25 protein-coding genes and 2 pseudogenes are annotated in these 26,875 nt (G+C 66.7%); 15 read left to right on the top strand and 12 right to left on the bottom strand.

The features are described from left to right. Position 1: 1 nt before the first annotated feature. The 5 genes from yidD to jaqu_RS00415 form a co-directional block, all read right to left on the bottom strand. Positions 2-454, bottom strand: a complete 453-nt coding sequence (yidD, locus tag jaqu_RS20315; protein ID WP_052500674.1) for a membrane protein insertion efficiency factor YidD — start codon at positions 452-454, stop codon at positions 2-4. A gap of 40 nt (positions 455-494) precedes the next feature. Then, complete coding sequence (locus jaqu_RS00400) at positions 495-1,124, bottom strand: glutathione S-transferase family protein (protein WP_043916951.1); 630 nt, start codon at positions 1,122-1,124, stop codon at positions 495-497. Positions 1,125-1,225: 101 nt separating this feature from the next. After that, positions 1,226-3,001, bottom strand: a complete 1,776-nt coding sequence (locus jaqu_RS00405) for an acyl-CoA dehydrogenase C-terminal domain-containing protein (protein WP_043916952.1) — start codon at positions 2,999-3,001, stop codon at positions 1,226-1,228. A gap of 48 nt (positions 3,002-3,049) precedes the next feature. Further along, the gene (locus jaqu_RS00410) at positions 3,050-3,448 is read right to left on the bottom strand and encodes a MerR family transcriptional regulator (RefSeq protein ID WP_043916953.1); all 399 of its coding nucleotides are present in this window, start codon (positions 3,446-3,448) and stop codon (positions 3,050-3,052) included. Between the two features lie 207 nt (positions 3,449-3,655). Next, positions 3,656-4,027 carry a MerR family transcriptional regulator gene (locus tag jaqu_RS00415; protein WP_043916954.1) on the bottom strand — a complete coding sequence of 124 codons (372 nt, stop codon included), beginning with the start codon at positions 4,025-4,027 and terminating at the stop codon, positions 3,656-3,658. A 93-nt stretch (positions 4,028-4,120) separates the two neighbouring features. Between jaqu_RS00415 and jaqu_RS00420 the strand changes: the two genes are divergently transcribed. The 3 genes from jaqu_RS00420 to jaqu_RS00430 are packed head-to-tail and all read left to right on the top strand — an operon-like array spanning position 4,121 to position 6,371. Further along, positions 4,121-4,540: a PaaI family thioesterase gene (locus tag jaqu_RS00420; RefSeq protein ID WP_043916955.1), complete on the top strand. Its 420-nt coding sequence runs from the start codon at positions 4,121-4,123 to the stop codon at positions 4,538-4,540. Then, positions 4,540-5,049: a PaaI family thioesterase gene (locus jaqu_RS00425; RefSeq protein WP_043916956.1), complete on the top strand. Its 510-nt coding sequence runs from the start codon at positions 4,540-4,542 to the stop codon at positions 5,047-5,049. Before jaqu_RS00420 ends, jaqu_RS00425 begins: the two co-directional genes overlap by 1 nt. After that, positions 5,046-6,371, top strand: coding sequence for an MATE family efflux transporter (locus jaqu_RS00430; RefSeq protein ID WP_043916957.1), 1,326 nt, complete (start codon positions 5,046-5,048; stop codon positions 6,369-6,371). The genes jaqu_RS00425 and jaqu_RS00430 overlap by 4 nt, the downstream gene beginning before the upstream one ends. 17 nt (positions 6,372-6,388) lie before the next feature. Here jaqu_RS00430 and jaqu_RS00435 read toward each other — a convergent pair whose 3' ends face one another. Continuing rightward, a complete protein-coding gene (locus jaqu_RS00435; protein WP_052500675.1) occupies positions 6,389-7,342 on the bottom strand; it encodes a hypothetical protein in 954 nt (317 codons plus the stop codon). 170 nt (positions 7,343-7,512) lie between these two features. Between jaqu_RS00435 and jaqu_RS00440 the strand changes: the two genes are divergently transcribed. The 6 genes from jaqu_RS00440 (at position 7,513) to jaqu_RS00465 (ending at position 16,840) form a co-directional block, all read left to right on the top strand. After that, entirely contained in the window at positions 7,513-8,589 is a 1,077-nt protein-coding gene (locus tag jaqu_RS00440) for a glycosyltransferase family 2 protein (RefSeq protein ID WP_052500676.1), read from the top strand. Then, the gene (locus jaqu_RS20320; protein ID WP_052500677.1) at positions 8,586-10,811 is read left to right on the top strand and encodes a glycosyltransferase family 2 protein; all 2,226 of its coding nucleotides are present in this window, start codon (positions 8,586-8,588) and stop codon (positions 10,809-10,811) included. The genes jaqu_RS00440 and jaqu_RS20320 overlap by 4 nt, the downstream gene beginning before the upstream one ends. Positions 10,812-10,959: 148 nt before the next feature. Then, a complete protein-coding gene (locus jaqu_RS00450; RefSeq protein ID WP_084629213.1) occupies positions 10,960-12,093 on the top strand; it encodes an AI-2E family transporter in 1,134 nt (377 codons plus the stop codon). Positions 12,094-12,097: 4 nt separating this feature from the next. Continuing rightward, positions 12,098-12,748, top strand: a complete 651-nt coding sequence (locus tag jaqu_RS00455; RefSeq protein WP_043916958.1) for a P-loop NTPase family protein — start codon at positions 12,098-12,100, stop codon at positions 12,746-12,748. 73 nt (positions 12,749-12,821) lie between these two features. Beyond that, a complete protein-coding gene (locus jaqu_RS00460) occupies positions 12,822-15,020 on the top strand; it encodes an RNA degradosome polyphosphate kinase (RefSeq protein ID WP_043916959.1) in 2,199 nt (732 codons plus the stop codon). Between the two features lie 167 nt (positions 15,021-15,187). Further along, entirely contained in the window at positions 15,188-16,840 is a 1,653-nt protein-coding gene (locus tag jaqu_RS00465; RefSeq protein ID WP_043916960.1) for an ABC transporter substrate-binding protein, read from the top strand. A gap of 70 nt (positions 16,841-16,910) precedes the next feature. Here jaqu_RS00465 and jaqu_RS21540 read toward each other — a convergent pair whose 3' ends face one another. After that, complete coding sequence (locus jaqu_RS21540; RefSeq protein ID WP_052500678.1) at positions 16,911-17,507, bottom strand: calcium-binding protein; 597 nt, start codon at positions 17,505-17,507, stop codon at positions 16,911-16,913. 328 nt (positions 17,508-17,835) lie between these two features. Between jaqu_RS21540 and jaqu_RS00475 the strand changes: the two genes are divergently transcribed. Together jaqu_RS00475 and arfB are read left to right on the top strand one after the other, a co-directional pair. Continuing rightward, on the top strand, positions 17,836-19,386 hold the full coding sequence (locus jaqu_RS00475; RefSeq protein WP_043916961.1) for a Ppx/GppA family phosphatase: 1,551 nt from the start codon (positions 17,836-17,838) through the stop codon (positions 19,384-19,386). After that, positions 19,383-19,799 carry an alternative ribosome rescue aminoacyl-tRNA hydrolase ArfB gene (gene arfB / locus jaqu_RS00480; protein ID WP_043916962.1) on the top strand — a complete coding sequence of 139 codons (417 nt, stop codon included), beginning with the start codon at positions 19,383-19,385 and terminating at the stop codon, positions 19,797-19,799. The genes jaqu_RS00475 and arfB overlap by 4 nt, the downstream gene beginning before the upstream one ends. Here the strand turns inward: arfB and jaqu_RS00485 are convergent. Then, entirely contained in the window at positions 19,768-20,313 is a 546-nt protein-coding gene (locus jaqu_RS00485; RefSeq protein ID WP_084629217.1) for a fasciclin domain-containing protein, read from the bottom strand. The two genes, arfB and jaqu_RS00485, sit on opposite strands and share 32 nt — an antisense overlap. Positions 20,314-20,510: 197 nt before the next feature. On the opposite strand from jaqu_RS00485, the gene proS reads away from it, so the two are divergent. After that, a complete protein-coding gene (gene proS, locus jaqu_RS00490) occupies positions 20,511-21,848 on the top strand; it encodes a proline--tRNA ligase (protein WP_043916963.1) in 1,338 nt (445 codons plus the stop codon). Positions 21,849-22,015: 167 nt separating this feature from the next. On the opposite strand, the gene jaqu_RS00495 is transcribed toward proS, so the two are convergent. Genes jaqu_RS00495 through tnpA form a run of 4 tightly spaced genes read right to left on the bottom strand, consistent with a single transcriptional unit; the run spans position 22,016 to position 24,664 of the window. Then, the gene (locus jaqu_RS00495; protein WP_043916964.1) at positions 22,016-22,282 is read right to left on the bottom strand and encodes a hypothetical protein; all 267 of its coding nucleotides are present in this window, start codon (positions 22,280-22,282) and stop codon (positions 22,016-22,018) included. A 30-nt stretch (positions 22,283-22,312) separates the two neighbouring features. Then, positions 22,313-23,815: an IS66 family transposase gene (gene tnpC / locus jaqu_RS00500; protein WP_043916965.1), complete on the bottom strand. Its 1,503-nt coding sequence runs from the start codon at positions 23,813-23,815 to the stop codon at positions 22,313-22,315. A gap of 40 nt (positions 23,816-23,855) precedes the next feature. Next, on the bottom strand, positions 23,856-24,245 hold the full coding sequence (tnpB, locus tag jaqu_RS00505) for an IS66 family insertion sequence element accessory protein TnpB (RefSeq protein ID WP_043916966.1): 390 nt from the start codon (positions 24,243-24,245) through the stop codon (positions 23,856-23,858). Beyond that, on the bottom strand, positions 24,242-24,664 hold the full coding sequence (gene tnpA / locus jaqu_RS00510; RefSeq protein WP_043916967.1) for an IS66-like element accessory protein TnpA: 423 nt from the start codon (positions 24,662-24,664) through the stop codon (positions 24,242-24,244). The genes tnpB and tnpA overlap by 4 nt, the downstream gene beginning before the upstream one ends. Before the next feature lie 75 nt (positions 24,665-24,739). On the opposite strand from tnpA, the pseudogene jaqu_RS00515 reads away from it, so the two are divergent. The 3 genes and pseudogenes from jaqu_RS00515 to jaqu_RS00520 all read left to right on the top strand — a co-directional run. Beyond that, positions 24,740-24,913, top strand: a pseudogene (locus tag jaqu_RS00515) (IS5/IS1182 family transposase); the annotation flags it as partial. Between the two features lie 736 nt (positions 24,914-25,649). Then, positions 25,650-26,015, top strand: coding sequence for a hypothetical protein (locus jaqu_RS21265; RefSeq protein WP_141134379.1), 366 nt, complete (start codon positions 25,650-25,652; stop codon positions 26,013-26,015). A 457-nt stretch (positions 26,016-26,472) separates the two neighbouring features. Then, positions 26,473-26,875, top strand: a pseudogene (locus jaqu_RS00520) (transposase); the annotation flags it as partial.

Consider the following 26,875-nt stretch of genomic DNA (forward strand, 5'->3'; position numbering starts at 1 on the left):
GTCAGCCGCAGGAGCAGACGTCGATCTGGCAGGCGCCGCAGCCGATATCGCCGTCGCAAGGCATGATATCGCATGCCTTGGACGTGCCCGCCGCCCGCGCAGGAACGGCGCAGGACGAGGGCAGAAAGGCACAGCCATCGAACGCCCCGGTGCCGCAGTCGCAGGCGTTGTTGCACCGCCTGCGTGTTTTGTCGTTGCGCTTGCGGGGTTCGGTACGCGCTCCGTCGCGCGCGGGCTGCGCTGCGAAAGCCAGGGCGGCCTGCTTGCACTCGCGGAACCGCACGCGGGCCAGCGGGATCGCCCGCCACAGCCCGTGCTCGCGGATGGCGTGCTTGACATAGCCGGAGCATCCGGTCCCGCCATGCGCGACCGAGTATGCGCACCGCCAGCCCTTTCGGGGGCTGAGCCAGCGTTGATACGCCCAGATGCCGCCCAAGGCGATCCGTCCCAGCATGACGCCTCCGTTCCGGGCATCCGGTATGCAGACGGGTTTGTCATTTCGAGGGCAGGGCTCTCGGCATCAGGTCGTAGGGATGCTTCCACCCGTCGAGCGCTTCGATGTTCGACAACCAGCGGTCGATATTCGGCCAGTCCGCGCGGTCGAACCCGAAGGGCTCCGGGTAGAAGAGGTAGCCGCAGCAGCTGAGGTCGGCATTGGTCACACCGTCGCCCACGATCCAGTCGCGGCCCGCGAGATGGCTTTCGAGGACGTCATAGGTCGCGCGCAGACGGCCCTGCATGAAGTCGACGACCGGTTGGGGCCGCTTTTCCGGTGGCAGGAAGTTCATCAGGAATCGGGTCATCCCCGCCTGCGACGAAAGCTTGTGATTGTCCCAGAGGACCCAGCGCAGGACCTGATACCGGTCGTCGCCTTCGCCCCCGAACTTGCCGGTCCGGTCGGCGACCCATTGCTGGATCGCCCCGGACTGGGACAAACGGAAGTCGCCGTCCACCAGGACCGGCGCCTCGCCCATGGGGTTCTGCGCGCGCCATTCCGGGCTGCGGGCCTCTCCGGCGAAGAAGTCGACCTTGACAGGCACCCAGTCGAGACCGGCCAGTTCCAAAGCCAGCGCCGCCTTGTAGGAGTTCCCGCTCTCTCCGAAGCAGTGAAGCTCGATCGCCATCCGATCCTCCCAGTCGGACCGGAAGGACCGGGGGCCCTGCCCCCGGACCCCCGGGATATTTCAGGCAGGATGAGAGACGCAGCCGCCCCCCATCCCAGGTATCAAAACGCCGTCGATTCCAGCGCCATCACCGTCTCCGGCCCGGTCTGGATTCGGCCCAGATGCATCTTCGTCGCCGGAAGCTGACGCGCCATGTAGTAGCGTGCCGTGGCGATCTTGGCCTCCAGGAAGTCGCGATCCGCACCGTCCTGCTTGAGCGCGTCCTGCGCGGTCTTGGCCATCCGGGCCCACATCAGACCAAGGCAGACATGACCCATCATATGCATGAAGTCGTAGCTGCCCGACAGCGCGGCATTCGGGTTCTTCATGCCTTCCTGCATGAAGTACATGCCGGCCGCCTGCAGATCCTTGGACGCCTCCTTCAGCGGGCCGACGAAGCCGGCCATGTCCTCGTCGTCCTTGTGCTCGGTGCAGAACGACTTGATCATCTCGAAGAAGGCCATGACGTGCTTGCCGCCGTCCTGAGCCAGCTTCCGGCCGACCAGATCCAGCGCCTGGACGCCGTTGGCGCCCTCGTAGATCATGGCGATGCGGGCGTCGCGGACATATTGCGACATGCCCCATTCCTCGATGTAGCCATGGCCGCCATAGACCTGCTGGGCGTTGGTCGCCATCTCGTAGCCCTTGTCGGTCAGGAAGCCCTTGATGACCGGCGTCAGCAAAGAGATCAGGCCGTCCGCATCCTTGTCCTCGGCCCGCATTGCCCGGTCGATCATCGTGGCGCCCCAGAAAACGAAGGCCCGCGCGCCTTCGACGAAGGCCTTCTGATCCATCAGGTTCCGGCGAATGTCGGGATGCACGATCAGCGGATCCGCGGGGCCGTCGGGGTTCTTCGCGCCCGTCACGTCGCGGCCCTGCAGTCGATCGACGGCATAAGCCAGCGCGTTCTGGTAGGCCACCTCGGCCTGGGCATAGCCTTGCAGGCCGACGCCGAGCCGCGCCTCGTTCATCATCGTGAACATCGCGCGCATGCCCTTGTGCTCGGTTCCGAGCAGATAGCCCTCTGCCTCGTCGTAGTTCATGACGCAGGTCGAGTTGCCGTGGATGCCCATCTTCTCTTCGATCTTGCCGACCGAGACACCGTTGCGGGGCCCGAGGCTGCCATCGTCGTTCACCTTGAACTTCGGCACGATGAACAGGGACACGCCCTTGATGCCGTCCGGCCCGCCCTGGATCTTGGCCAGGACCAGGTGGATGACATTCTCGGACATGTCGTGATCGCCGGCGGAGATGAAGATCTTCTGCCCCGAAATCTTGTAGCTGCCATCCTCTTGCGGGACGGCTTTGGTGCGCATCATGCCCAGATCGGTGCCGGCATGAGGCTCCGTCAGGTTCATGGTGCCGGTCCATTCGCAGGTGACCATCTTGGGAAGCCACTTCTGCTTCTGCTCGTCGGTTCCGTGTACGTGGATCGCGGAATAGGCGCCGTGGGTCAGGCCGTAATACATGTTGAAGGCCATGTTCGACGCCGACAGCACTTCGCCCACGCAGGTATACATGATGTAGGGCAGCCCCTGGCCGCCATATTCCGGATCGCAGTCGAGCGACGTCCAGCCCCCGTCACGCAGCTGGTCGAAGCCTTCCTTGAACCCTTCGGGTGTGCGGACGACGCCGTTCTCCAGGGTGCAGCCCTGACGGTCGCCCACCTCGTTGAGCGGGAAGAGCACTTCCGATGCGATCTTCCCCGCCTCTTCCAGGATCGCGCCCGTGAAGTCGCGATCGAGATCCTCGTAGCCCGGAATGTCTTGCGACGAGATGCCCAACACATCGTGCAGGACGAATTGCATGTCCTTGGTGGGGGCGGTGTAGGTGGGCATTCTCGTCTCCTCCGGTCGTAGATATGCGACGTCTGTCGCGTGTCTGGTTCAGCTGGCGCGCCGGGTTGGCGCGATGTCTTCGAGCTGCTGCTCGCCCCAGCGCAATTGCTCTTCGAGGTCGGCGATCGCCTCGTTGAGTTCGTCGCGTTGGCGGATCATGCCGGCCAGACGTTCGCGGCCGATCTCGATCGTGCGGGCGAACTGGGTGAACTGGCCGTCGCCCAGATCGTAGAGATCGAGCAGCTGGCGGATCTCCTCCAGGCTGAAGCCAAAGCGCTTGCCGCGCAGGATCAGCTTGAGGCGGGCGCGGTCGCGGCGGGTGAACAGACGCTTCTGTCCCTCCCGCTTTGGAAAGAGCAACTCCTTCGCTTCGTAGAAGCGCAGGGTGCGGGGCGTCACTTGGAAGGCGTCGCACATCTCGCGAATCGTCATCAAGGTATCGGACATCCTCGTTTCTCCTGGTCAGTCCTCATCAACGAGACGCCGATTTGCTGACCGCGACCGCACCATACAAGCGCAATTGACGTTAACGTAAGCCGGACGCTGCGTCACTTCGCGATTGACGTAAGGATCGCAAACATTCCGGCAAGTTTTGGGACACGAATTGTCGCGTCCAAAGCGGTTTGGCGGGGAAGCCTGAGGCGCGTTTCCCCTTTATTTTGTTAGGTTCGACGCGACGTCGTCCCGCAACGCGCGCAGCTCGGCGATCGCTTCGTCCAGATGCCTGCGGCGTTCGTCCAGCTCGGCGAGTTGGCGGTCCGCCAGGCGCACCCAGGTCTCCATCTGGGTCCGTCCCTCGGGGTCGGCATCGTAGAGCTCCAGCCATTGCCGGATCTCCTCCAGCGAGAAGCCGAACTTCCGCCCGCGCAGGATCAGCGTCATTCGCGCGATCTCGCGGGGACCGTAGAACCTCGCGCGCCCCTCGCGTTCGGGGCGCAGCAACTCGATATACTCGTAATGGCGCAGCGTGCGTGGCGTGACGTCGAACCGCGCGCACATCTGCTTGAAGTCCAACCGTTCGGTCATGCAAGTCCTCCCTGCGGCATCCTGCCACGCTGCCGGCGGATCTGTCCATCGGGCGCGCTTGCCGCGGCGGCGCGTCGCGGGCATGACTTGAGCATGAGCGAAGACGACCCCCGCGCCCGCGCCGCGCGGCAATTCATCGAGGCGCTGCCCCATTGCCGGGCGCTGGGCATGCGGGTCGACCGCGCGGGGGAGGGCGTCGCCGTCCTGTCGATGCCCTGGGCCGAACAGCTCGTGGGCGACCCCCGCACCGGCGTCATCCATGGCGGCGCGGTCAGCGCGCTGATGGATACCTGCGGCGGCGCGGCCGTCCTCTGCCATCCCGATGCGCCCGCGATGACGGCGACGATTGACCTGCGGATCGACTACATGCGTGCCGCCAAGCCGCGTTCGCGCGTCACGGCCACGGCGACCTGCTTTCACGTCACTCGCTCGGCAGCCTTCGTGCGCGCCGAGGCCAGCGACGAGGACGGCCTCGTCGCCGTCGCGAACGGCGCCTTCACGGTGGGCCCGTGATGCCGCCCGAGCCCGTTCAGGAGATCAAGCGCCGCCGGGATGCCGCGCTTGCGGCCCTTGTCGAAGGCGTTCCCTATATCCGCTTTCTCGGCATCACCTTCGACCGCCGGGGGGACGAGCTGACCGGCGTGCTGAACTTCGACCCCAAGATCATCGGCAATCCCGCCCTGCCCGCGATCCACGGCGGCGTGACGGCGGCCTTTCTCGAAGTGACCGCCATCGTCACCCTGTCCTGGTCGATGCTCTGGGACGATCTGGAAGAGGGGCGCCTGCGGCCGGAGGACCTGACCCCGGACGCCATGCCACGGCTGCCCAAGACGATCGACTTCACGGTGGACTACCTGCGTTCGGGCCTGCCGCGCGATGCCTATGCCCGCGCGCGCATCAATCGGTCGGGGCGCCGCTATGCCTCCGTCCATGTCGAGGCATGGCAGGACAACCGCGCCCGTCTCTTCGCGCAGGGCACCGCGCATTTCCTTATGCCCGGCGGGTCGGAGCGTCCGGGGTGAACGAGGCCGTCCCCAAGGGGGCGCCATCCCATCGGCGCGTCCTGCGCATCGCCCTGCCTATCGTCCTGTCGAACGCCACCGTTCCGATCCTGGGCGCCGTCGATACGGGCGTCGTGGGGCAGATGGGGGAGGCCGCGCCCATCGCCGCGGTCGGCGTCGGCGCGATCATCCTGACCTCGGTCTACTGGATCTTCGGTTTTCTGCGGATGGGTACGACCGGCCTGGTCGCGCAGGCATTGGGAAAGGATGAGGACGAAGAGGTCGCTGCCCTGCTTACCCGCGCCCTGCTGATCGCGGGGGCTGCGGGGGCGGCGCTGATCCTTGGACAAGCCGCACTCTTCGCGGGCGCTTTCGCGGTCTCGCCCGCGACGCCGGAGGTCGAGGGGATGGCCCGCGACTACATGGCGATCCGCATCTGGTCCGCCCCTGCCGCCATCGCGGTCTACGGCCTGACCGGCTGGCTCATCGCGCAGGAGCGGACCGACGCCGTCCTGTTCATACAGATCGGCATGAACGGGATGAATATCGTGCTGGACCTGTGGTTCGTGCTGGGCCTCGACTGGGGCGTGACCGGCGTCGCCTGGGCCACCTTTTTGGCCGAGTGGTCGGGCGCGGCGCTCGGGGTCTGGTTCTGCCGCGACGCGTTCCGCAACCCGGCCTGGCGCGATCGGGCGCGCGTCGCCGACCCGGCACGCCTCAAGCGGATGGTGGCGGTGAACGGCGACATTCTGATCCGAACGCTTCTGCTCCAGGCGACCTTCACCAGCTTTCTGCTTTACGGAGGCGCCTTCGGAGACGTGACGCTCGCCGCCAATCAGGTCCTTTTGCAGTTCCTCTATATCACCGCCTTCGCGATGGACGGCTTCGCCTTCGCCGTCGAGGCGCTGGTCGGACGTTACTTCGGGGCCGGAGACCGGCCCTTGTTGCGGCGGTCCGTGACGATCTGTTCCCAATGGGCGCTGGCGACGGTCACGGTCCTGGCGCTCGCCTTCGCCTTGGGCGGCCCGGCCCTGATCGACCTGATGGCCACCGACCCCGAAACGCGACAAGCGGCGAGGACCTTCCTTCCCTGGATGATCGCCGCGCCGTTCCTGGGTGTCGCCGCGTGGATGCTCGACGGGGTCTTCATCGGCGCGACCCGGACGGCGGACATGCGGAACATGATGGCCGTCTCTGCTGCCACCTACCTCGTGGCGGCGCTGCTGCTGGTCCCGCCGTTCGGGAACCACGGCCTGTGGGCCGCGCTCATGATCTCGTTCGTCGCGCGGGGCGTCACTCTGGGTCTCAGGTATCCGGCGCTAGAGCGGGCCGCGCTGGCCTGACCCGTCTCGGCGCCGCCTCAACCGGCCCGGCGCGCCTCTGCCCGCTCGGGCAAGTCGCGGCCCTCGGCCAGCAGTTGCGCTCGTGCGGTCGCGAGGCGCCGCCGGAAAGCAGGAAGATCGTGGCGTTCGGTGACATGGCGCGCGAACAGCGCGCTGAGCCAAGGCCGGTCCAGACGATCGAGCTTGCGCATGACACGTGCAAGCCAGACCCGGTCCCGTCGCCGCCCGCGCCAGAGCTGTGCGAAGCGCAGAGGCGTCAAAGACCCGCTTGCGGCCCCGGCGACCAGCCGGTCGAGAATGCCGATCGCTTCCAGCCGTTCGGCGAGGTCGGGACCGGCATGTGTCGCGCGGAGGTGAGCGACATGCGAGCCGCGGAACAGCGACGCATGCATCGAGTCGAACGCCTCGGTCGGGTCGGAGATCACGAAGACCTGACTTGCGGCGTCGATCATATCCGGCGCGAACCCGTACCGGGTGGTCCAGTCGAGCGACCAGGCCGACCGGAAACGCCGTTCCCAAGGGGCGACCGACCGGTCGAGGGTCGCAAGCGGGGCGATCGCGATCACCATCGCGCCGGGGGCCGCCACGGAATAGGCCGCCGCGGCGTAGCCGCCCGTTCCGCCACCCATGAAGATCACCTGGTCGTAATCGTCGAAGTCGCCTTCGTCGGTCATCTCGTCGAAGAGATGGGCCAGGGCGGGGTCGCGATAGAAGCTGCGTCCGCGCGACAGGATCGTCAGGGTCGACCAGCCCCGCCGTTCGGCCAGACGCTCCGGCCAGACGCGACCGCGCGCCAGCGTGGCGTCCATCATCTCGAACGAGACCAGCAGGGTCGCCGCCCCTTCGCCGATCCCCGGTTGGAGGCACGCGATATGCTCGGGTCCGATGTCCCGGACCCAGCCGCCGAGACGCAGGCCGTCGGTCAGAAGCGCCCTCAAGGTTTCTTCGCCGGAATTCGCGTCGTGATGCATGAAACCCTCAGATGGATGACCCTCGTCGAACCGATTCCGCAAATGCGCGGAAATCGTGGCTAATATGGCACCGGTCTCGCCATGAGTCTGTCCCTGTCTTGCCTAAAATGGTGCTCATCTGTCGATGAGAGGGAACCAATTCTACACATCTCGCCCGACTTGTCTCGCGAATGGAAACCAAGATGCGCATCCTGGCTGTGACGACCCTGCGCGACGAAGGACCGTTCCTTCTCGACTGGCTCGCCCATCACCGGGCGATCGGCGTCACCGATGTGCTGGCCTTCACCAACGATTGCCGCGACGGGACGGAGGCGCTGGCCGATGCTCTGTCGCCCGCCGGGCTTGTGCATGTCCCTCAGGGCGCGATCCGGGGGCGGGACGGACCGACGCCGCAATGGCGCGCACTGGCCGCGGCATGGGACCACCCGCTGCGCGCGGCCTGCGACTGGGCGCTTGCCATCGATACCGACGAATATGTCTGCCAGGTCGGCGGCAGCCTTCCCGACCTGATCGCGGGCATGCCCGGCGCGCAGGCCATCGCGCTGCCATGGCGGCTCTTCGGGAATTCGGGCCGGTTCGAGGCCGGGCAAGGGGCCACGCCCGCGCGCTTCCGCCGCGCCGCGCCCGAGGCCGTTGCCTATCCCGTCCTCGCCAGCTTCTTCAAGACGCTGTTCGATTTGCGCGGACCGTTCACGGGCTTCGGCGTCCATCGCCCGCGTCAGGCCGGACCGCCGGTCTTCCATGACGAGACCGGCGCGCGCCGCGACGATCTGGCCGGCCGGCCGGGCCGCATCCTGCTCTGGCGCGGCGGGCGCGCGGCGCAGGGGCGTCGGGTCCAGCTCAACCACTATTCCGTGCGCTCTGTCGAAGAGTTTCTCGTCAAGTCGGTGCGCGGTCTGCCGAACCGGACCTCCAAGGCGATCGACCTGACTTATTGGGTCGAGCGGAACTTCAACACGGTCGAAGACAGCAGCTTCGATCCCCACCTCCCCGCGCTCGAGGCGGAGACGGCGCGTCTGCGGGCACTTCCCGGCGTGGCCGAAGCCGAAGCGGCGAGCCGCGCCTGGCATCAGGCTGAACTCGGCCGCATCCTGTCCACGGAGGAGGGGGTGCGCCTCGCGGGCCGGCTCGCCATGGCCCCGTCGAGTGTGGTTCCGCCGCCGGACCAACTCGGGCGGCTGCTCGCGCTGACCCGGGCCACGCATGGCTCCAAATCCGGGGACGGCCATGCGAGAGATCCGGAATGACCGAGATCCTGACCCGCGCGATGACGACCTCCACGCCCGGCGGTCTGCCGGTGCTCGAAGCCGTGCGCGACCGGAGCCGCATCCACGTCGTCCTCGCATCCGGGGCGGACGCACGCAGGCTGGGGCTGGAGGCCGTGCCCGGTCTCCGGGATGCGGCGGTCCGCGTCGTCGGCGGCTGTCCGGTGGCGCATCTGACATGGGCCGGGCAGGGGCCCTTGCCCTGCGGCGCCGGGCCCGTGTCCCTGAGCGAGGCGGAGACCGGCCTCTTCGCCGGTCTCGACGTCCTGATGGGCACACGCAACGGAGAGAGCTGGGACAACGTGGAAACCTGGCTTCACTGGCACGCCGAACGCCATGGCGTGCAGGCCGCCCTCATCGTCGACAGGCACCGTCCTGACGAGGCGCCCCTCGACCTTGACGGGTTGGACATACCCGGCCTCGTTCGCGTCGTCCTCTTGCACGCTCCGGTCCCGCTTGGACAGAACCTGCCGAGCGAGCGCCATCCGATCACCGCGCCCGATGCCCCCGGCAAGGACCGGATGGACCCGCGACCGGTAGACCGCTGGACGGCGCCGCTGGGGCAGATCGGTCTCTACGAGGCGCTGCGCTGGCGCTTCCTGTCGCGCGCAGCTGCGGTGGCCAGTCTGGACGTGCATGACTACCTCGCGCCGGATGCCGATGCCTTCGAGACGGCGCGCGGCGCCGAAACCGGGGTCGCGCCGCTTGTGGGGCGCCGCGTTTTCCCGTGGCGCATCCGCAAGGGCGCCGATCCTACGCTCTTCGATCACATCTGCGACCGCTTCGACGAGGATCGCGGCAACCGCCGCTGGGTCTGCGTGCCCGGCCGCATCCCCGAGGATCAGCCCTGGCGGCTCGTGCGGATCGGCGGCGTCCCCTCTGACGCCGACGACACCGAGCCGTTCCTGCGGGCGATGGCCCTGCGCGTGACCGAGGGGGGCGGCCTGCCGCTCGCGCCGAAATCCTCGCTGACGGCCGATGACGCGCTCGTCGCACTGGCGCGGGAGGTGGGTCACAAGCCCGTCCTCCCGCCCGCCCGCGCCACGGCCCGGCCCGGCGCCCTGCCTGCGGCGATGCCGGGTCGCACGGCCATCGTGACCTGCATGAAGAACGAGGGGCCGTTCATCCTCGAATGGCTGGCCCATCACCGGGCCATCGGCGTGGACGACTTCCTGATCTACACCAACGATTGCACCGACGGGACGGACACGCTGCTGGACCAGCTGCAATCCCAGGGCATCGTCCAACACCGTCAGAACCCGTTCCGCGAGCCGGGCTACGAGGATATGAAGCCCCAGCATGCCGCCCTCGCCGCCGCCGAGGCGGAGCCGGTGATGGCCCGCGCCGGATGGGGCATCTGCATGGATGTGGACGAGTTCATCGACGTCCATGTGGGTTCGGGTCACCTCAGCGACCTCTATGCGGCCGTGGGCGGCGCCAACATGATCTCGATGACCTGGCGGCTGTTTGGGAACGCGGACCTCGACACTTTCGACACGACCCCCACCTCCGCGCGGTTTCTGCGTTGCGCGCCCAGGATGACGCGCAAGCCGCATCAGGCCTGGGGCTTCAAGACGCTCTTCCGGAACATGGACATCTACAAGAAGATGGGCGTCCACCGGCCCAAGGGCCTGCGCCCCGAGCTGTGGGAGGACATCGCATGGGTCAACGGCTCCGGTCGCCCCATGCCGAAGGAGATGCTGCGCAACGGCTGGCGCTCCACCACGTCGACCGTCGGCTACGATCTGGTGACGCTGAACCACTATGCCGTACGCGACGCCGAGAGCTTTCTCGTCAAGCGCGACCGTGGCCGGGTAAACCATGTCGAGCGGGATCAGGGCCTGGGCTACTGGTTTCGCATGAACAACAACGCCGAGGAGGATCGGTCGATCCTGCGCCACCTTCCCGCGCTCGAAGCCGAGATGGGGCGCCTCCTGGCCTTGCCCGGCATCCGCGCTACCCATGACGCCTGCATCGCCGCCCATCGCGCGCGGATCGCCGAGTTGCGCGCGGCCCCCGCCTTCGCGCGCTTCTACTCGGAGGTGACGGGCGAGCGGATGAAGCGACTGTCCCGGCTCCACCGCCATTTCGGCGCGAATGTCTTTCTCGCCGGGCCGGACGCCGTCCCGGACGAGGTGGCGTTCGGCGATCCTGCGCCCGGCTTCTTCTTCACCGTCGGTGAGGTGGACGAGACCGCGCATTGAGGGGTCCGCCTGATGCGCGGCGTGCCGCCTCGACGTCACGGTCCTCCGACGATGCTTGCGCTGCAACAGGCGCCGCCCGCATCCCGCCCAAGTCTTGCGCCCGGACCGGGCGAAGGTCATCTACCTTGCGTTCATCGGAGGGACTCGCATGGCGCTGCCGGCACGACAGCAGGTGACCTATTGGGGCTTGGCCGCCGTCGTCTTCCTGATCCTGCTCTGGTATCTGGGCGAGGTCATGCTGCCCTTCATCGTGGGTGGGGCGATCGCCTATATCCTCGATCCCCTGGCCGACCGGCTGGAGGCGCTGGGCCTGCCCCGTGTGGGCGCGACGGCCATCATCACGCTGGTGGGTCTTCTCGGACTGCTGTTGGCGGTCGGGATCATCATCCCGTCCCTGATACGCCAGGGCACCGCGTTGGCACAGGCCGCGCCCGGCCTGTTCGAGGCGCTGCGCGACTGGCTGACGATCCGTTTCCCGGACATCATGGAAGAGGAAGGTCTGCTCCGCCGCGGCCTGACGGATCTGGGCGAGATGGCGCGCGAACGGGGCGGCGTCCTCGCCCGTCAGCTTGTCGCGGGCGTCTTCGGCGTCGTAAACGCGCTCGTCTTCATCGTCGTTGTCCCGGTGGTGGCCTTCTACATGCTGCTCGACTGGGACCGGATGGTGGCCCGCATCGACGAATTGCTTCCGCGCGAACATGTCGGGACGATCCGCCGCCTGGCCTCGGAGATCGACCGCACGCTGGCCAGCTTCGTGCGGGGCCAACTGACCGTCTGCCTGATCCTCGGCACGTTCTATAGTGTCGGGCTGATGCTGGTTGGGCTGCAATTCGGGCTCGTGGTCGGCGCCATTGCGGGGCTGATCACCTTCATTCCCTATGTCGGCGCGCTGGTCGGCGGGGGCCTCGCCATCGGCCTCGCCCTGTTCCAATTTTGGGGTGAATGGACTTCGATCGGGCTGGTCGCGGCCATCTTCGCGGCCGGGCAGTTCCTCGAAGGCAACATCCTCACGCCCAAGCTGGTGGGCGAAAGCGTCGGCCTGCACCCGGTCTGGCTTCTCTTTGCGCTCTCGGCCTTCGGGACGATCTACGGCTTTGTCGGAATGCTGGTCGCCGTGCCGGTCGCGGCGGCGTTGGGCGTGCTGGCGCGGTTCCTCGTCTCGGAGTACAAGGCGAGCCGGCTCTATACGGGCGCCAACCCCGACGACGGACCGCCACCCCCGACGGTCGCCGATCCGGGCCCGGAAGAGCAGACCGAAGCACGGCACGACGCCGCGGAGTGATCCGATGCAGTTGAGCATTCCCCTCCCCGTTCGCGTCGCGACCGGGCGCGAGGACTTCATGGTTTCCACCTCCAACGCGGCTGCGGCCACCGCCGTGGATGGCTGGCGGGACTGGCCGCAGGCGCGCCTCGCGCTCATCGGTCCCGAAGGATCGGGCAAGAGCCATCTGGTCCGCATCTGGGCTGCCGAGGCCGGTGCGGCCGTCTTGCCAGCCGCCAAGCTGCGCGCCGAGGATGCGCCCTCGCTTGCCGGCGGGCCGCTTTGCGTCGAAGACGCCGACCGGGGCGTGGATGAAGAGGCCCTGTTCCACCTCTGGAACGCGACCGCGCAGGCCGGTCTGCCGCTGCTGCTGACGGGGCGCCGGCCGCCGTCCGAATGGAATGTGGCGCTGCCAGATCTCGCGTCGCGCCTCGCCTCGCTCGTGCCCGTCACGATCGAGGCACCCGACGACGCGCTCCTGTCGATGATCCTCGTCAAGCTCTTCGCCGACCGGCAGCTTTCCGTCAGGCCGGCGCTCATCGGCTGGCTTCTCCGCCGGATCGAGCGCAGCCATGCCGCGGCCATCGCGACCGTCGAACGTCTGGACAGGGAGGCGCTGGCCCAGGGCGTCGCGCTCGATCTGGCGCTCGCCCGCTCGGTCCTCGGCCCGGACTGACGCCAACTGGACAAGTCGGGCTGGCATTTCTACTGTCACGCGACCCTCACAGATAGCCGACGGACGCTGCCCCATGCCGGACACAGCCGCCCCCGTTCCGCCCGCCGCGGACTTCCTGCGCGCCCCGCATCCGGAGCCGGTGGCGCTGGACGACGCGCGCATCACCGGCCCCGGCCGGGTCTTCAACCGGGAGCTTTCGTGGCTGGCCTTCAACTGGCGCGTTCTCGAAGAGGCCGAGAACCCCCGCGTCCCACTGCTGGAGCGTCTGCGCTTCCTCTCGATCTCGGCGGCCAATCTGGATGAATTCTACACCGTCCGCGTCGCCGGCCTGCGCGAATTGGCCCGCGCGGGCAACACGACGCCCGCCGCGGACGGACGGACGCCTGCCGAACAGCTCATCCTCATCGACGAGAATGCGGGCCGCCTGCTGGAGCGTCAGCAGGACGTCTGGAAGGCGCTGCGCAAGCAGATGGAGGAAGAGGACATTTGTCTTCTGTCCTCTGCGGATATCGGCAAGGCCGAGCGGGAGGCGATGGCCGATCACTTTCTCCGGCAGGTCTTTCCCGTCCTTTCGCCCCTCGCCATCGACCCGGCGCACCCGTTTCCGTTCATCCCGAACGAAGGGTTCGCGTTGGCGGTGGAGCTTGAGCGTCGGACCGACAAGCGAACCTTGCGCGCCCTTCTGCCCGTCCCGAACCAGATCGACCGCTTCATTCGCCTGCCCGACAAAGGCGACTGCATCCGCTTCCTGCCACTCGAGGAATTGCTTCTGATGCAGATCGAGCGGCTCTTCCCCGGCTACCGCCTCGTGGGACATCTCGCCTTCCGGGTCCTCCGCGACAGCGACCTGGAGGTCGAGGAGGAGGCCGAAGACCTGGTCCGCGAGTTCGAGACCGCGCTCAAGCGCCGCCGCCGCGGCGACATCGTGCGCATGAAGATGACCGCCGACGCGCCGACCGGACTACGCGACGAGATCCTCGACGAGATCGGCGTCGAGGATGGCGAGATCATCGAAGTGGACGGCCTGATCGGTCTGGCCAGCCTCAAGGAGCTTGTGGTCGACAGCCGCCCCGACCTGCTCTGGCCGAGCTTCAGCCCGCGCGTCCCCGAACGGGTGCAGGACCATGACGGCGACATGTTCGCGGCGATCCGCCAGAAGGACATGCTGCTGCATCACCCCTACGAGACCTTCGACATGGTCATCCGCTTCCTCGAACAGGCGGCGACCGACCCGGACGTGGTGGCGATCAAGCAGACGCTCTACCGGACCTCGCGCAATTCGCCCATCGTCGCGGCCCTCTGCGAGGCGGCGGAGGCGGGCAAGCAGGTCACCGCTCTGGTCGAACTCAAGGCCCGGTTCGACGAGGCCGCAAATATCCGCCAGTCCCGCCGGCTGGAACGGGCGGGCGCCCACGTCGTCTACGGCTTCACCAACTACAAGACCCACGCCAAGATCAGCACCGTGGTGCGCCGCGAGGGCGGCAAGCTGGTCACCTATTCCCATTTCGGCACCGGCAACTACCACCCGATCACGGCGCGCATCTATACCGATCTCAGCCTGTTTACCTGCAACCCGGCTCTGGGACGCGACGCGACCAAGGTGTTCAACTACATCTCGGGCTACGCCCCGCCGGACGGGTTGGAGAACCTCTCGATTTCGCCGACCTCGCTGAAGGACACGCTGCTCGCCGGCATCGAGGCAGAGATCGCCCATGCGCAAGCCGGTCGCCCGGCGGCGATCTGGGCCAAGATGAACTCGCTGATCGAGCCGGACGTGATCGACGCGCTCTATTCCGCCTCGCGCGCCGGCGTTCCCATCGACCTCGTGATCCGGGGCATCTGCGGCGTGCGGCCCGGCGTGAAGGACCTGTCCGAAACGATCCGTGTCAAGTCGGTCGTCGGCCGCTTCCTGGAGCATTCGCGCATCGTCTGCTTCGGCAACGGCACCGGTCTGCCCGGCAAGAAGGCGCGGGTCTATATCAGCTCGGCCGATTGGATGGGCCGCAACCTGAACCGCCGGGTCGAGACGCTGGTCGAATGCGTGAACCCGACGGTGAAGGCACAGATCGTCGAGCAGATCATGGCGGCGAACCTGGCCGACGTGGCCCAGAGCTGGGTCTTGCAGCCAGAGGGCGAATGGCACCGCCCCGACCTGTCGGCGACCGAGACGCCGTTCAGTTGCCATCGGTTCTTCATGGAGAACCCGTCGCTTTCGGGGCGCGGCAGTGCGGGCGCGGCGGATGTTCCGGAACTGACCCATTCGCGGGGCTGACCGCGCAGGCATTTGCAATCGCGGCCCTCGTCTGGTTCACTCGATCACGCAGCCTGAGGCCGACATGACGTTGCGCGCCGCCACGCGGAGGGCTGACCCACTCACCCGACATTTCCAGATTGCGTGCGCCGTGGCCGGCACGTGATGTGCTTTCCATGAGGCAGCCCATGCTGAACAAGACCGAACTCCATCCCGCCGCTATCGCCCATGCCCGAGAGGTCGCCGAGGGGACGCTGTCGCGACGCGAGTTCCTGACGCGGGCGACGTCGCTCGGCGTGTCCGCGGCGGCGGCCTACGCCCTGATCGGCGTGCCGCGACCCGCCCGCGCCGACGCGCATCTGAGCGATGGTGGAACCGTCCGCATCGAAAGCACGGTCAAGGCACTCCGCGATCCGCGGACCTATGACTGGCCGCAGATGTCGAACTTCTCGCGCGGGTGGCTCGAATATCTCGTGGAATACGACCGTGACGGCTCGATCGGCCCGATGCTTCTGGAAGGGTGGTCCGTCAACGAGGACGCGACCGAGTACGTCCTCAACGTCCGGCCTGGGGTCACCTGGAACGACGGGACGCCCTTCACGGCCGAGGATGTCGCCTACAACGTCGCCCGCTGGTGCGAGCGTGATGTCGAAGGCAACTCGATGGCCGGCCGGATGGCCTCGCTCATCGACGAGGAAACCGGCGTCGCGCGCGATGGGGCGATCGCGGTGACGGATGAGCGGACCGTGACGCTGTCGCTGGCCCGACCGGATATCACCCTCATCGCCAGCTTCTCCGACTATCCGGCCGCGATCGTTCCCCAAGGCTTTTCCGGCGATCCGATGGAGAACCCCAAGGGCACCGGCCCGTATCTGCCCGAAAGCCTCGATGTGGGCGTGCGCGCCGTTCTCGTGCGGAACCCGGACCACCCATGGTGGGGCACGGAGGTCTTCGGTCCCGCCCGGATGGAGCGGATCGAGTTCGTGGATTTCGGGACGGATCAGGCGTCGGTCGTGGCCGCCGCGGATGCCGGCGAGGTGGACATGGTCTACGAGTCGCTGGGCGACTTCATCGAGGTGCTGGACGGCATCGGCTGGGAGATCTCCGAAGCGATCACGGCCAACACGCTGGTGATCCGGACCAACCAGCAGGCCGAGATCGACGGCGTGACGCCCTATGCCGATGCGCGGGTCCGCCGGGCCCTCGCCCTCGCCGTGGATAATTCCGTCCTTCTCGAACTCGGATATAGCGGGCGCGGCATCGTCGCGGAAAACCATCACGTCTCTCCGCTGCATCCCGAATATGCGGAACTTCCCGCCCCGGAACACGATCCGGAGGCGGCGCTTGCCCTGCTCGCCGAGGCGGGCTTCGAGGAGTACGAGCACGAACTCGTCTCCATCGACGACGATTGGCGGCGTCCTACGGCGGATGCCGTCGCGGGCCAGCTTCGGGATGCGGGGATCGCCATTCGCCGCACCGTCCTGCCCGGATCGACCTTCTGGAACGACTGGTCCAAATATCCGTTCTCGACCACCGACTGGGCCCAGCGGCCGCTGGGCGTGCAGGTCCTCGCACTGGCCTACAGGTCCGGCGAGCCCTGGAACGAGACCGGCTTCTCGAACGCCGAATTCGACGAGACGCTGGCCCAGGCCCTCTCGATCGCCGATGCCGACGAACGGCGCGTCCTGATGGAGCGGCTGGAGCAGATCCTCCGCGACGAGGGCGTGATCATTCAGCCCTATTGGCGGTCGACCTACCGCCACCACGTGGCCGGTCTCGCCGGGTCGGAAATGCACCCGACCTTCGAGATCCATTCCTACAAGCTCGCCTGGGCAGCCTGATCCGCGGCAGGCCCGACGAAAACGGGCGCCCAAGGGGGCGCCCGCAATCCGCGTCGTCGGTCGAGAGACCTCAGAACGGCGAGTCGTCGAACACGATCGCGGACTCGACTTCCTGCGCCGTCGTGTTCTCGACGATCGCGATATTGTAGGCGTCCTCGCCGCCTTCGCCGTCCACGTCGACCGAGATCACGACGTCGCCGCCGACTTGGGTCACGATCACGTCGATCTCGCCGAACTTGGCCAAGGCGATGCTGTCGCCTTCCTCGAAGTCGATGATCGTGTCGATGGCGCTGCCGGCCTCGGCGTCGTCATCGGCGAACCCGGCCGTGCGCGCGAAGAACACGAAGACGTCGTCATCGGCGCCGCCTTCGAGGATATCGGTGCCAAAGCCGCCCTCGACCGTGTCGAAGCCGGTGCCACCGCGAACGAGGTCGTCGCCACGGCCGCCCAGCACGACGTCCCGGCCGGCCTGACCGAAGACGATGTCATTACCTTCGTTGCCCAGCAGGAAGTCGCGCCCGCGACCGCCATCGATGAAGTCGTCGCCGTCATTGCCCGCGATGGTGTCGTCCCGTCCACCGCCCAGCAGCCGGTCGTCGCCCGACGTTCCGCTGATCGTGGAGGCGTCGTTCGTGGGGCCGACATTGTTTCCCTGGATGATGCTCATCAAAAACCGTCCTTCCGGGCGAAGCGCCCTGTTTCGTGGGTACTGGTGAACCCGTCCCGCACGGGCAGGCGGAGATTTGCCAATCTTCCCCCGGCGCGACAAGCGGATTGGTGCCGATTTGGCGAAAATTTCTGAAAATTTAATCTGATGTTCACGTTCCGCTCGGGAACGCGCCGGAATGCGAAGGGCGACCGCGGCCGATCCGCCGGTTCCGGCGGCTCCACGGCGGACGCGATCCGGCGACGTCGTTTCCGGCCGGGCCACGTCGTCCGCGTTGACCTGTGCCGCGCGGCCATGCCAGTCGTCGCATCGAGCGGCGGGGGGACGCATGAAGGATGACACCGAGGATCTGGCTGGCTACGGCCCGTTCGGCGCACCGCTCTTCGACGGCCCAGAGGCGCGCTCGCTGCGTCGGGTCGGGGTGATCGACGTGGGGTCGAACTCCGTCCGGCTGGTCATCTTCGACGGCGCGGCCCGCTCGCCGGCCTATTTCTTCAACGAGAAGATCCTCTGCGGCCTCGGCGCGGGGCTGGGCGAAACCGGCCTCCTCAACCCTGAGGGCCGGGAGCGGGCGCTGGCCGCGTTGCGGCGCTTCGCGATCCTTGCTCGGGGGTTCGAGGTGAATTCGCTGACGGCCGCCGCCACCGCCGCCATCCGCGAGGCCAGTGACGGCCCGGCCTTCGCTGCCGAGGTCGAGGCGACGACCGGCCTCAGGCTGTGGGTCGTCGACGGCGCGGAAGAGGCGCGCCTGTCGGGGCAGGGCGTCCTGCTGGGATGGCCCGAGGCCGAGGGGGTGATGTGCGATATCGGCGGCTCGTCGATGGAACTGGCGCATCTGTCGGGGGGCCATGTCGGCAACGCTGTCTCGGGCAAGCTGGGGCCGCTCAAGCTGCAGGACCTGAAGTCGCGCGCCAAGCGCAAGGCCGCCATCGACGAGGGGCTGGCCGCCATGACGGCCAAGCTGGGCCGCGACCGGACCGACCATCTCTACCTCGTCGGCGGCTCCTGGCGGGCCATCGCCCGCATCGACATGGAGCGGCGGGGATATCCCCTCCAGGTCCTGCACGAATATACCATGACGCCCAAGGATCTGCGCGCGACCCTCGACTTCATCGACGGGGCCGACATGTCGGATCTGGGCAAGCGCACGCGCACGTCCTCGGCCCGGATGTCGCTGGTCCCCGTGGCGGCCGAGGTTCTGGGCCGCGTCCTGCGGACGTTGCGCCCCAAGGATATCGCCGTCTCCTCCTACGGGATCCGGGAGGGTCTGCTCTACGAGCGGATGCCCGACGTCCTGCGTGCCCGCGACCCCCTGATCGAAAGCTGCCGCTTCGCCGAGGCCAAGGATGCCCGCGTGCCCGGCTTCGGGCGGGTTCTCTACCACTTCGTCAAACCGCTCTTCTCGCGGGCCTCCGACCGCCGCCGGCGCCTGATCCGGGCCTGCTGCCTGCTGCACGACGTCAGTTGGCGCGCCCATCCCGACTACCGGGCCGAAGTCTGTTTCGACAACGCGACGCGGGCCAATCTCGGCGGCCTGACCCATTCCGAACGGGTCTTCCTCGGGCTGGCCCTGCTCCATCGCTACCGCAACCGGCGCGAGGGGACGTCCTTCGAGACGCTCGCCGACCTCATGACCGAAGAGGACATCCTCCAGGCAGAGATCGTCGGCAAGGCCATGCGCTTCGGGGCGATGTTCGCGGCCCAGGATCCCGCGCTCATGGGGACGCTCAAGCTCTATCCCAAAAAGCAGGAACTGGAACTGATCCTGCCGTCGGGCGACGGCGAGGCCCTGTTCGGGGAAGTGGCCGAAGCGCGGTTCCGGTCCCTCGCCTCCTCGCTGGGCGCCGAAGGCCGGGTGCGCACCCAGCGCGCCTCATGAGCCTGCGTGCCGGCGCGCTCGAAATCGAGGACTGGGAGCTGACGGAGCAGTTCGTCCGCGCCTCAGGCCCCGGCGGGCAGAACGTCAACAAGGTCAATTCCGCCGTCGAATTGCGGTTTGAGGCCGACCGGTCCCCGAACCTGCCCGGTCCGGTGAAGTCCCGTCTGCGCCGGCTGGCCGGACGGCGCTGGACGCAGGATGGGGCCGTGGTGATCTTTGCCCAAGAGGCCCGCAGTCAGGCCCAGAACCGCGAAATCGCGCGCGACCGTCTGGTCCAGTTACTGGTGAAGGCGCAGGAAAAGCCAAAGCGGCGCGTTCCGATCAAACCGACGCGGGGCAGCATCCGGCGGCGGCTCGCCGCCAAGAAGCGCCGGGCCGAGGTCAAGGCGCTCCGCGGGCCTGTGGACGAATGACCCATTCGCGGGACTCGCAATCGAGCAGCCCGCCCGGGACCAGGACCTTGTCGATCACGTGGATCACGCCGTTATCGGCTTGAACATCCGCCTCGACTACGCGCGCCTCCTGCTGCGTGGAATCCGCCAGCCGGACCCCGTCGCGATCGTTCGTCACGCAGAGACGCGCGCTTTCCAGCATCGTGCGCACGCGAATCGTTCCGCCCGGCAGGTCCGTCGATCGCAGGGCCCTGTCGTCGACATGGTAGAGCACGATGCGGTTCAGACTGTCCCCATTCGCGGGATCGAGCAGCGCCTCGACCGATCCCGCGGGCAGGTCCGCAAAGGCGTCGTCGGTGGGGGCGTACAAGGTGAACGGTCCGGGCCCGGCCAGCATGTCCGCCAGATCCGCCGCCTCGATCGCGGTGACCAGCGTGCCGAGGCGGGCATACGCTCGCGCGACCTCGATGACCGACGAGGCGCCGGCCGGCGCCGCCGCGATCACGGCGAACGCCGCTGCCTTGAGATGGGTCATCGTGGTCCTCCGCTCGATCCGTTCGATGAGGTTGCGGGACGGCGAGGCCGACCGGGAACGGGTGCTGTAGTCGTCTTCAACGCCAAGCGCACCGGTCCGGATGCCCGGATAACGCCGACGTGATCGGCCGGGCGAACTTGCCCCTGCCCGCCGCGATTGCTACCGCGCAGGCACCTCGATCCGCCCGGAGCCCCGCGATGCGCCTGAGCCGCTACTTCCTGCCCGTCCTCAAGGAGACGCCCGCCGAGGCGCAGATCGCGTCTCACCGCCTGATGCTGCGCGCGGGCATGATCAAGCAATCCTCCGCCGGCATCTATTCCTGGCTCCCGCTCGGCTGGAAGGTGCTCCGCCGGATCGAACGGATCGTCCACGAGGAACAGCAGCGCGCCGGCCACCATCCCATGCTGATGCCGACGCTCCAGCCCGCCGACCTCTGGCGCGAAAGCGGCCGCTACGACGCCTACGGCCCCGAGATGCTGCGCATCCGCGACCGTCAGGACCGCGACATGCTCTACGGTCCCACCAACGAGGAGATGATCACCGACATCTTCCGCTCCCATGTGAGCAGCTACCGGGACCTGCCGCTGACGCTCTACCACATCCAGTGGAAGTTCCGCGACGAGATGCGCCCCCGCTTCGGCGTCATGCGCGGGCGCGAGTTCCTGATGAAGGACGGCTACAACTTCGATCTCGACGAGGCCGCCGCCCGCCACGCCTACAACCGCCACCTGGTGACCTACCTGCGCACCTACGAGCGGCTGGGCCTCCAGGCGATCCCCATGCGCGCCGACAGCGGGCCCATCGGCGGCGAGGACACGCACGAATTCCTGGTCCTCGCCGAGACCGGGGAATCCGAGGTCTTCTACGACAGCGAGATCACCGACCTGCGCTTCGGCGACCGGGCCATCGACTATGACGACGTGGCCCAGTGCCAGGGCATCCTGGAGGAGTTCACCTCCCGCTACGCGCGCACCGACGAGACCCACGACGAAGCCGTCTTCGCGCAGGTGCCCGAGGATCGCCGCCGCAGCGCACGCGGCATCGAGGTGGGGCAGATCTTCTATTTCGGCACCAAGTATTCCGAGCCGATGGGCGCCACCGTGCAGGGACCCGACGGCAAGCCCGTGCCGGTGCATATGGGCTCCCACGGGATCGGCGTCAGCCGCCTCGTCGGCGCCATCATCGAGGCCAGCCACGATGAGAACGGCATCATCTGGCCCGAGGGCGTGACCCCCTTCCACGCCGGCATCGTCAATCTCAAGCAGGGAGACGCCGCTACGGATAGCGCCTGCGAGGGCATCTACCGCCAACTGGTCGATGCGGGGCTGGAGCCGCTCTACGACGACCGCTCCGAGCGCGCGGGCGCCAAGTTCGCCACCATGGACCTGATCGGCCTCCCCTGGCGCATCACCGTCGGTCCCCGCGGCCTGCAGTCCGGCAAGGTGGAGCTGACGAGCCGCCGGACGGGCGAGAGCGAGGAGGTCTCCCCCGAGGCCGCGGTGGAGCGGGTGAAGGGGGTGTATGGGGTGGAGTAGGAAGTTGGATCGCGGGGTGTGGTCGTTCGCTGCGACTTATAGGAACGGCAGCTCTGCGCAAAGAAGCGGCCTCTTCAAACTCCCGGTACCTGATCCGTGGACGACGGGAGTGATTGGCTCGAAGCCGACCTATCCCTGAACCGCCGCCTTAACGTGCTCGTAGAGTATCATGCCACCAGACGCGCCGCTGCGCCTTTCGAAAAGTTGATCCACTCGATATAGCGCTTGGCGCCGGCGTTGCCGTATTGAAGCGCGGTTTCAAGCACGTCGATGTTGGCAGAGGCACCAACAATGCCCGTTGCCCGGACAGCAAGCGCCGACCTCTTAGATTTGTGCGCGATGAAGTTTCGCACGTGCCGGAGTTCGTCGATAGGCCAAGGTGTTACCCCGAGTTCGGCCGCAATCTGCGGTTGGTTCGAGACGTCAAGGCGCACTCCCGCATCTGTAAGCGTCCGGCCTGACTGCTACCTGGCGTAGTTCCAGGGCATGAGCTCTTCGACGCGTGTGATCTTGTAGTCTGGGATGCGGGCGAGCGTGTCGGCGAGCCAGGCGTGGGGGTCAACGTCGTTGAGCTTGGCGGTCTCGATGAGGGTGGCGGCGATGGCGAGGGCCTTGCCGCCGGCGGCCGATCCCGCGAAGAGCCAGTTCTTGCGACCGAGGGCGCAGCCGCGCATGGCGCGTTCGGCGGCGTTGTTGTCCGGCGCGAGGCGTCCGTCCGACAGGTATGGCCTGAGCCGCGGCAGGCGGTTGAGCGCATAGCGGATCGCCACCGCGAGCGGGGTCTTTCCCGACAGGCTGGGCAGCTGCTCGGCGAGCCAGACCTCGAGCGCGTCGAAGACGGGGGCGGCGTGCTCCTGACGGGTCTGGACACGCTCTTCGGGCGGCGCGCCGCGGACGGACTTCTCGACGGCGTAGAGGTCCGCGATGCGGGCGATCGTCTCCTCGGCGATGGCGGAGCTCTGGGAACGATGCACGTCGACGAACTTGCGCCGCACATGGGCCAGGCACGCCACCTCGCGGATGTCCCCGCCGCGATAGAGTTCCTCGAAGCCCGCATAGCCGTCGGCATGCATCCAACCCTTGAAGCCCGCGAGGTGCTTCGCCGGGTGGCTGCCCTTCCGATCTTCCGAGAAGCGGTAGAGCGCGGCCGGCGGGGCGGGCCCGGACCACGGCCGCTCGTCGCGCACATAGGTCCAGAGCCGCGCCGTCTGCGTCTTGCCGGTGCCGGGCGCGAGCATCCGAACCGGGGTGTCATCCGCATGGATCGCATGGCCGGCCAGCACGTGGCGGCCGATCGCCTCGGCGAGCGGCTCCAGCAGCGCGGTGGACTTGCCCACCCAGTCCGCCAGCGTCGAGCGGTCGAGGTCGATCCCTTCGCGGGCGTAGACCTGGGACTGGCGGTAGAGCGGAAGGTGGTCGGCGTATTTGGATACGAGGACATGAGCTAAGAGCCCGGGTCCCGGACGCCCGCGCTCGATGGGGCGCGATGGCAGAGCCACCTGGGTGAAGCCGTCGCAGCCAGAGCAGGCGAAGCGCGGGCGCGTGATGCGGTTCACCACGAAGCGACCCGGGACATACTCGAGTTCTTCGGTGACATCCTCGCCGACCTGCCGCAGCCGCCCGCCGCAGGCGGCGCACTCGTCCTGCGCGGGCAGCAGCTCGATCTCCGTCCGTGGCACGTGGTCGGGGATGGGCCGGCGCTTGGGCTTGCCCTTCTCCTCGGCGGGCTCCGGCAGGCGTAGCTTGGCGGTCATCGCGGCCGCCGCGAGCTCGCTCGTCTCGAGCGCCAGTTGCAACTGCTCGGCCGTCTCCGCGGAGGCACCGAACCGGTGCGCCCGGTGCCCGGCCAATTGATGGCGCAGCTTCTCGATCAGGACCGCCTGGGCCTTCACCTCGGCGATCAGGCGCTCCGCGAGCGAGCGCAGATCGTCGGGATCGTCCGGGAGGGCGGTGGCCTCGTCGAGCATGGTCCAAATGCTACAGCGCCCTGATCCCCCTGGGAATCCTCTATCCCGTCCGCAGCGGTCGCCAGGTCCTCTGCGGGGTCCGCCAGTCGATGCCCTCCAAGAGCATCGCCAACTGCGCGGGTGTCAGCGCGACCTTGCCGTCCTTCGCCGCGGGCCAGACGGTGAGGCGGATCAGGGATCGGTCCAGTGGACCGATACCCCGCCGAACGCCCTTCTCGAGCCGCTTGGAGAACAGGCACGCGCCTTGCCCGTCCCACCAGATCATCTTGATCAGATCGCCGCGCCGGCCGCGGAAGACGAAGAGATGCCCGGCATACGGGTCCTCCTTCATCGTCGCTTCGGCCTGAGCGGCCAGCGTCGCGAAGCCGCGCCGCATGTCCGTCACGCCCGCCGCCAGCCAGACCCGCGCGCCGGCGGGGATCGGGATCATGGAGCAGGCTCCGACAGCGCCCGCAGGAAGCGCGCAAGCGCGTCCGGGTCGTAGGCCCCCTCCACCCGCAGCCGGTGCCCGCCCGCCAGCGCGATCTCCATCACGCCCGCCGGGAGGGGCCCGGACGGCCCGTCCGGTGGCGGCGTCGCATCCGCATCCGAGACCAGCTCCACGGGCAAGAAGGCCGTCGTCGCGCCGTCCACCGTCTCGTCCGCCCGGGCGGCCAGCGCCTCGATCGGCGGCGCCGCCTCCTCCGGCGCGAACCGCGCATCCCGCAACCACGTAAAGACCAGGTTCGCGTTCACGTCATAGCGCCGCGCCACCTGGCTCACCGAGATCCCGGGAAGCCGCGCCTGGCGGCAAATCATCCGCTTCTCGTCATCCGCCCAGATGCGCCGCTTCCGCGCCCGCTTCGCCATCCAAACCCGCCCCGTAGTGTCCACTATCGCTAATGGACACTAAGCCCACGCTAACCGCTCAGGCAGGGCAGGAACGCCGGACGCTTACGCAGAAGCCGCGCCGAGACGAAGATGAACTGCATGAAAATTCTCGGTCAGAAGCTCACGTCACGAGACTTCGACCGTCAGACCGCCGAACTCCAAGTCCGCATCGCCATCCTCAACCGCTTCACTACACTCGGCATCCCCGTCACGCGGCCCGTCGGCTGACGTCAGATGGAGAAAGGGGAAATCCGGCCGTCAGGCGATTTGCGCAACAGAGCTGGTGCAAATAAATCGCCTGACCGATTGTGACCCCCTCAACACAATGAAGAATAGACGCCGAATTATCTATTGTATTTCGCCCTGGCTTGAAAGCAGGTCCCGACCAAGCTTGTTTCGTCTGATCGAAAAGAAGCGGCTTCCGAGGGGCCGTAAGCCTGCAAATGAAATCCACCGAGGGAGCGTCCGGTGTTCCGCCTAATCGAGCGTCATAACTTCATCGCCTATACATTGGCTTCGAGCCTTTTGATATTCTGGCTCGGATCGCAAGAAGCCATCATCGCTCTTGCGGAGCCTATCAGAAGCACTGCGGACGCAAGACTTGAATATTACGAGAACTACGATCCAGAGACCATACCCTATTATATGGCCGCACTAGCGGTTCTGCCTGCCGCTTCTGCGATATATATCGCCTTGGGCTTGTTTGTATCGACGAAATCAGTGATACCAGGACCAAAGATAGAGTGGCTATCTATATATTTTTTATTCCCAACCTTTGTCCTCGTTCTTTTTTGGGTTTCCTTTTTTTTGTCCCTATTGGCGCCAGCGGTAACCCATTAATTACTGCGAGATTTTTTAACTTCCCGCCTGTCGTATTCACGCTATGCCTCGTCGGTTACATCTTCAGTGCGGGCGCTGTTATCCTGATCAAACTTCCCGGTCAGGTGAGAAGAAAGAAATAGAAATGGCAGAGGTCAACGCATCGGACGAGGAAATAGAGCTGCTCGGCTATGGCGCAACGATTGTTTTCGAAGGGGTCGACCATGTCGCGAGAGAGCTAGACGACGATATCCTGCGAGGATTCGGGAAGAGAGGTGGTACGGCGGTCACGGTTACACTTGGCGCAATTGACGTGGCAGACGAGCTAGGCGACGAGAATTACCGCCAAGCACTTATTGAAGCATCGGGGATTGCCGGGACATTGGGAGGTGCTGCTACCCTTGGTACGCTCTTTGCAAAGGCAGGAAGCACTTATGGTCCACTCGGAGCATTTGTCGGTGGATTGAGTGGCGCGCTTTTAGGTGGAGGCCTCGGGGAAAGTGGCATATAAGCTATCGCAGATCTTCTGACGAAGGGTGGCGATAATCCGACAAATGTTCGCATTATCGGAACTGAAGTGCTCCCGGATGGATCGCAGGTTCCGTTTGTGCGGCACGTAGATCCAGAAAGTGGTCTCGTAATTAAGACGTATCTTGAATACGCTGAAGATGGGTCGCTCAGACCTGGCATCTCCTACGTGCCGCCGGAGTGGAACAAGAGAACCGGAACGGGAGTCGATGATTTGATCGGCGGTCTGTTCGAGGCAGGGGATATCTCATCACAGGGACGGTTGCCGCCAGAAACGGTGGCCGCCCAGAGTGGGATTTACAGTAGCCTTTTTGGAATTTCGACGACCGAGCAACCCACGGGACAGCATGCAGACTTCGAACAGGAAGCACCAGATGACCTGCTCCCCTGAAACGTCCTCGATTTGAGGTTAGGCTGTTCTCCAACTGAGGAGACAGGAGATGAAGAGAAGCCGTTTCAGCGAAGCGCAGATCATTGGCATCCTGAAGGAGCATGCAGCGGGCATGAGCACGCCGGACCTGTGCCGCAAGCATGGGATCAGCGATGCGACCTTCTACAACTGGCGCCGCAAGTACGGCGGCATGGAGGTCGCCGATGCGAAGCGGCTGAAGGCACTGGAAGCTGAGAATGCGAAGCTGAAGAAGATGCTGGCCGAGCAGATGATGGATGTGGCCACGCTGAAAGAGATGCCTGGAAAAAACTTCTGAGGCCCGGTTCGAGGAGGAATGCCGTGGACTGGGCCATGACGGAGAAGAGCTGCTCACAGCGGCGGGCCTGTGCCCTGGCCGGCATAGATCCGCGTGTCTGTCGGCGCAGATCCAAGCGTCCGGCCGACACCGAACT

The organism is Jannaschia aquimarina (genome assembly GCF_000877395.1).
GTDB lineage: Bacteria > Pseudomonadota > Alphaproteobacteria > Rhodobacterales > Rhodobacteraceae > Jannaschia > Jannaschia aquimarina.

What these genes read in the sequence shown, in the direction of transcription:
- yidD (WP_052500674.1), bottom strand. Translation starts at nt 454, where the DNA reads ATGCTGGGACGGATCGCCTTGGGCGGCATCTGGGCGTATCAACGCTGG.
- jaqu_RS00400 (WP_043916951.1), bottom strand. Translation starts at nt 1,124, where the DNA reads ATGGCGATCGAGCTTCACTGCTTCGGAGAGAGCGGGAACTCCTACAAG.
- jaqu_RS00405 (WP_043916952.1), bottom strand. Translation starts at nt 3,001, where the DNA reads ATGCCCACCTACACCGCCCCCACCAAGGACATGCAATTCGTCCTGCAC.
- jaqu_RS00410 (WP_043916953.1), bottom strand. Translation starts at nt 3,448, where the DNA reads ATGTCCGATACCTTGATGACGATTCGCGAGATGTGCGACGCCTTCCAA.
- jaqu_RS00415 (WP_043916954.1), bottom strand. Translation starts at nt 4,027, where the DNA reads ATGACCGAACGGTTGGACTTCAAGCAGATGTGCGCGCGGTTCGACGTC.
- jaqu_RS00420 (WP_043916955.1), top strand. Translation starts at nt 4,121, where the DNA reads ATGAGCGAAGACGACCCCCGCGCCCGCGCCGCGCGGCAATTCATCGAG.
- jaqu_RS00425 (WP_043916956.1), top strand. Translation starts at nt 4,540, where the DNA reads ATGCCGCCCGAGCCCGTTCAGGAGATCAAGCGCCGCCGGGATGCCGCG.
- jaqu_RS00435 (WP_052500675.1), bottom strand. Translation starts at nt 7,342, where the DNA reads ATGCATCACGACGCGAATTCCGGCGAAGAAACCTTGAGGGCGCTTCTG.
- jaqu_RS00440 (WP_052500676.1), top strand. Translation starts at nt 7,513, where the DNA reads ATGGAAACCAAGATGCGCATCCTGGCTGTGACGACCCTGCGCGACGAA.
- jaqu_RS20320 (WP_052500677.1), top strand. Translation starts at nt 8,586, where the DNA reads ATGACCGAGATCCTGACCCGCGCGATGACGACCTCCACGCCCGGCGGT.
- jaqu_RS00450 (WP_084629213.1), top strand. Translation starts at nt 10,960, where the DNA reads ATGGCGCTGCCGGCACGACAGCAGGTGACCTATTGGGGCTTGGCCGCC.
- jaqu_RS00455 (WP_043916958.1), top strand. Translation starts at nt 12,098, where the DNA reads ATGCAGTTGAGCATTCCCCTCCCCGTTCGCGTCGCGACCGGGCGCGAG.
- jaqu_RS00460 (WP_043916959.1), top strand. Translation starts at nt 12,822, where the DNA reads ATGCCGGACACAGCCGCCCCCGTTCCGCCCGCCGCGGACTTCCTGCGC.
- jaqu_RS00465 (WP_043916960.1), top strand. Translation starts at nt 15,188, where the DNA reads ATGCTGAACAAGACCGAACTCCATCCCGCCGCTATCGCCCATGCCCGA.
- jaqu_RS21540 (WP_052500678.1), bottom strand. Translation starts at nt 17,507, where the DNA reads ATGAGCATCATCCAGGGAAACAATGTCGGCCCCACGAACGACGCCTCC.
- jaqu_RS00475 (WP_043916961.1), top strand. Translation starts at nt 17,836, where the DNA reads ATGAAGGATGACACCGAGGATCTGGCTGGCTACGGCCCGTTCGGCGCA.
- arfB (WP_043916962.1), top strand. Translation starts at nt 19,383, where the DNA reads ATGAGCCTGCGTGCCGGCGCGCTCGAAATCGAGGACTGGGAGCTGACG.
- jaqu_RS00485 (WP_084629217.1), bottom strand. Translation starts at nt 20,313, where the DNA reads ATGACCCATCTCAAGGCAGCGGCGTTCGCCGTGATCGCGGCGGCGCCG.
- proS (WP_043916963.1), top strand. Translation starts at nt 20,511, where the DNA reads ATGCGCCTGAGCCGCTACTTCCTGCCCGTCCTCAAGGAGACGCCCGCC.
- tnpC (WP_043916965.1), bottom strand. Translation starts at nt 23,815, where the DNA reads ATGCTCGACGAGGCCACCGCCCTCCCGGACGATCCCGACGATCTGCGC.
- tnpB (WP_043916966.1), bottom strand. Translation starts at nt 24,245, where the DNA reads ATGATCCCGATCCCCGCCGGCGCGCGGGTCTGGCTGGCGGCGGGCGTG.
- tnpA (WP_043916967.1), bottom strand. Translation starts at nt 24,664, where the DNA reads ATGGCGAAGCGGGCGCGGAAGCGGCGCATCTGGGCGGATGACGAGAAG.
- jaqu_RS21265 (WP_141134379.1), top strand. Translation starts at nt 25,650, where the DNA reads ATGGCAGAGGTCAACGCATCGGACGAGGAAATAGAGCTGCTCGGCTAT.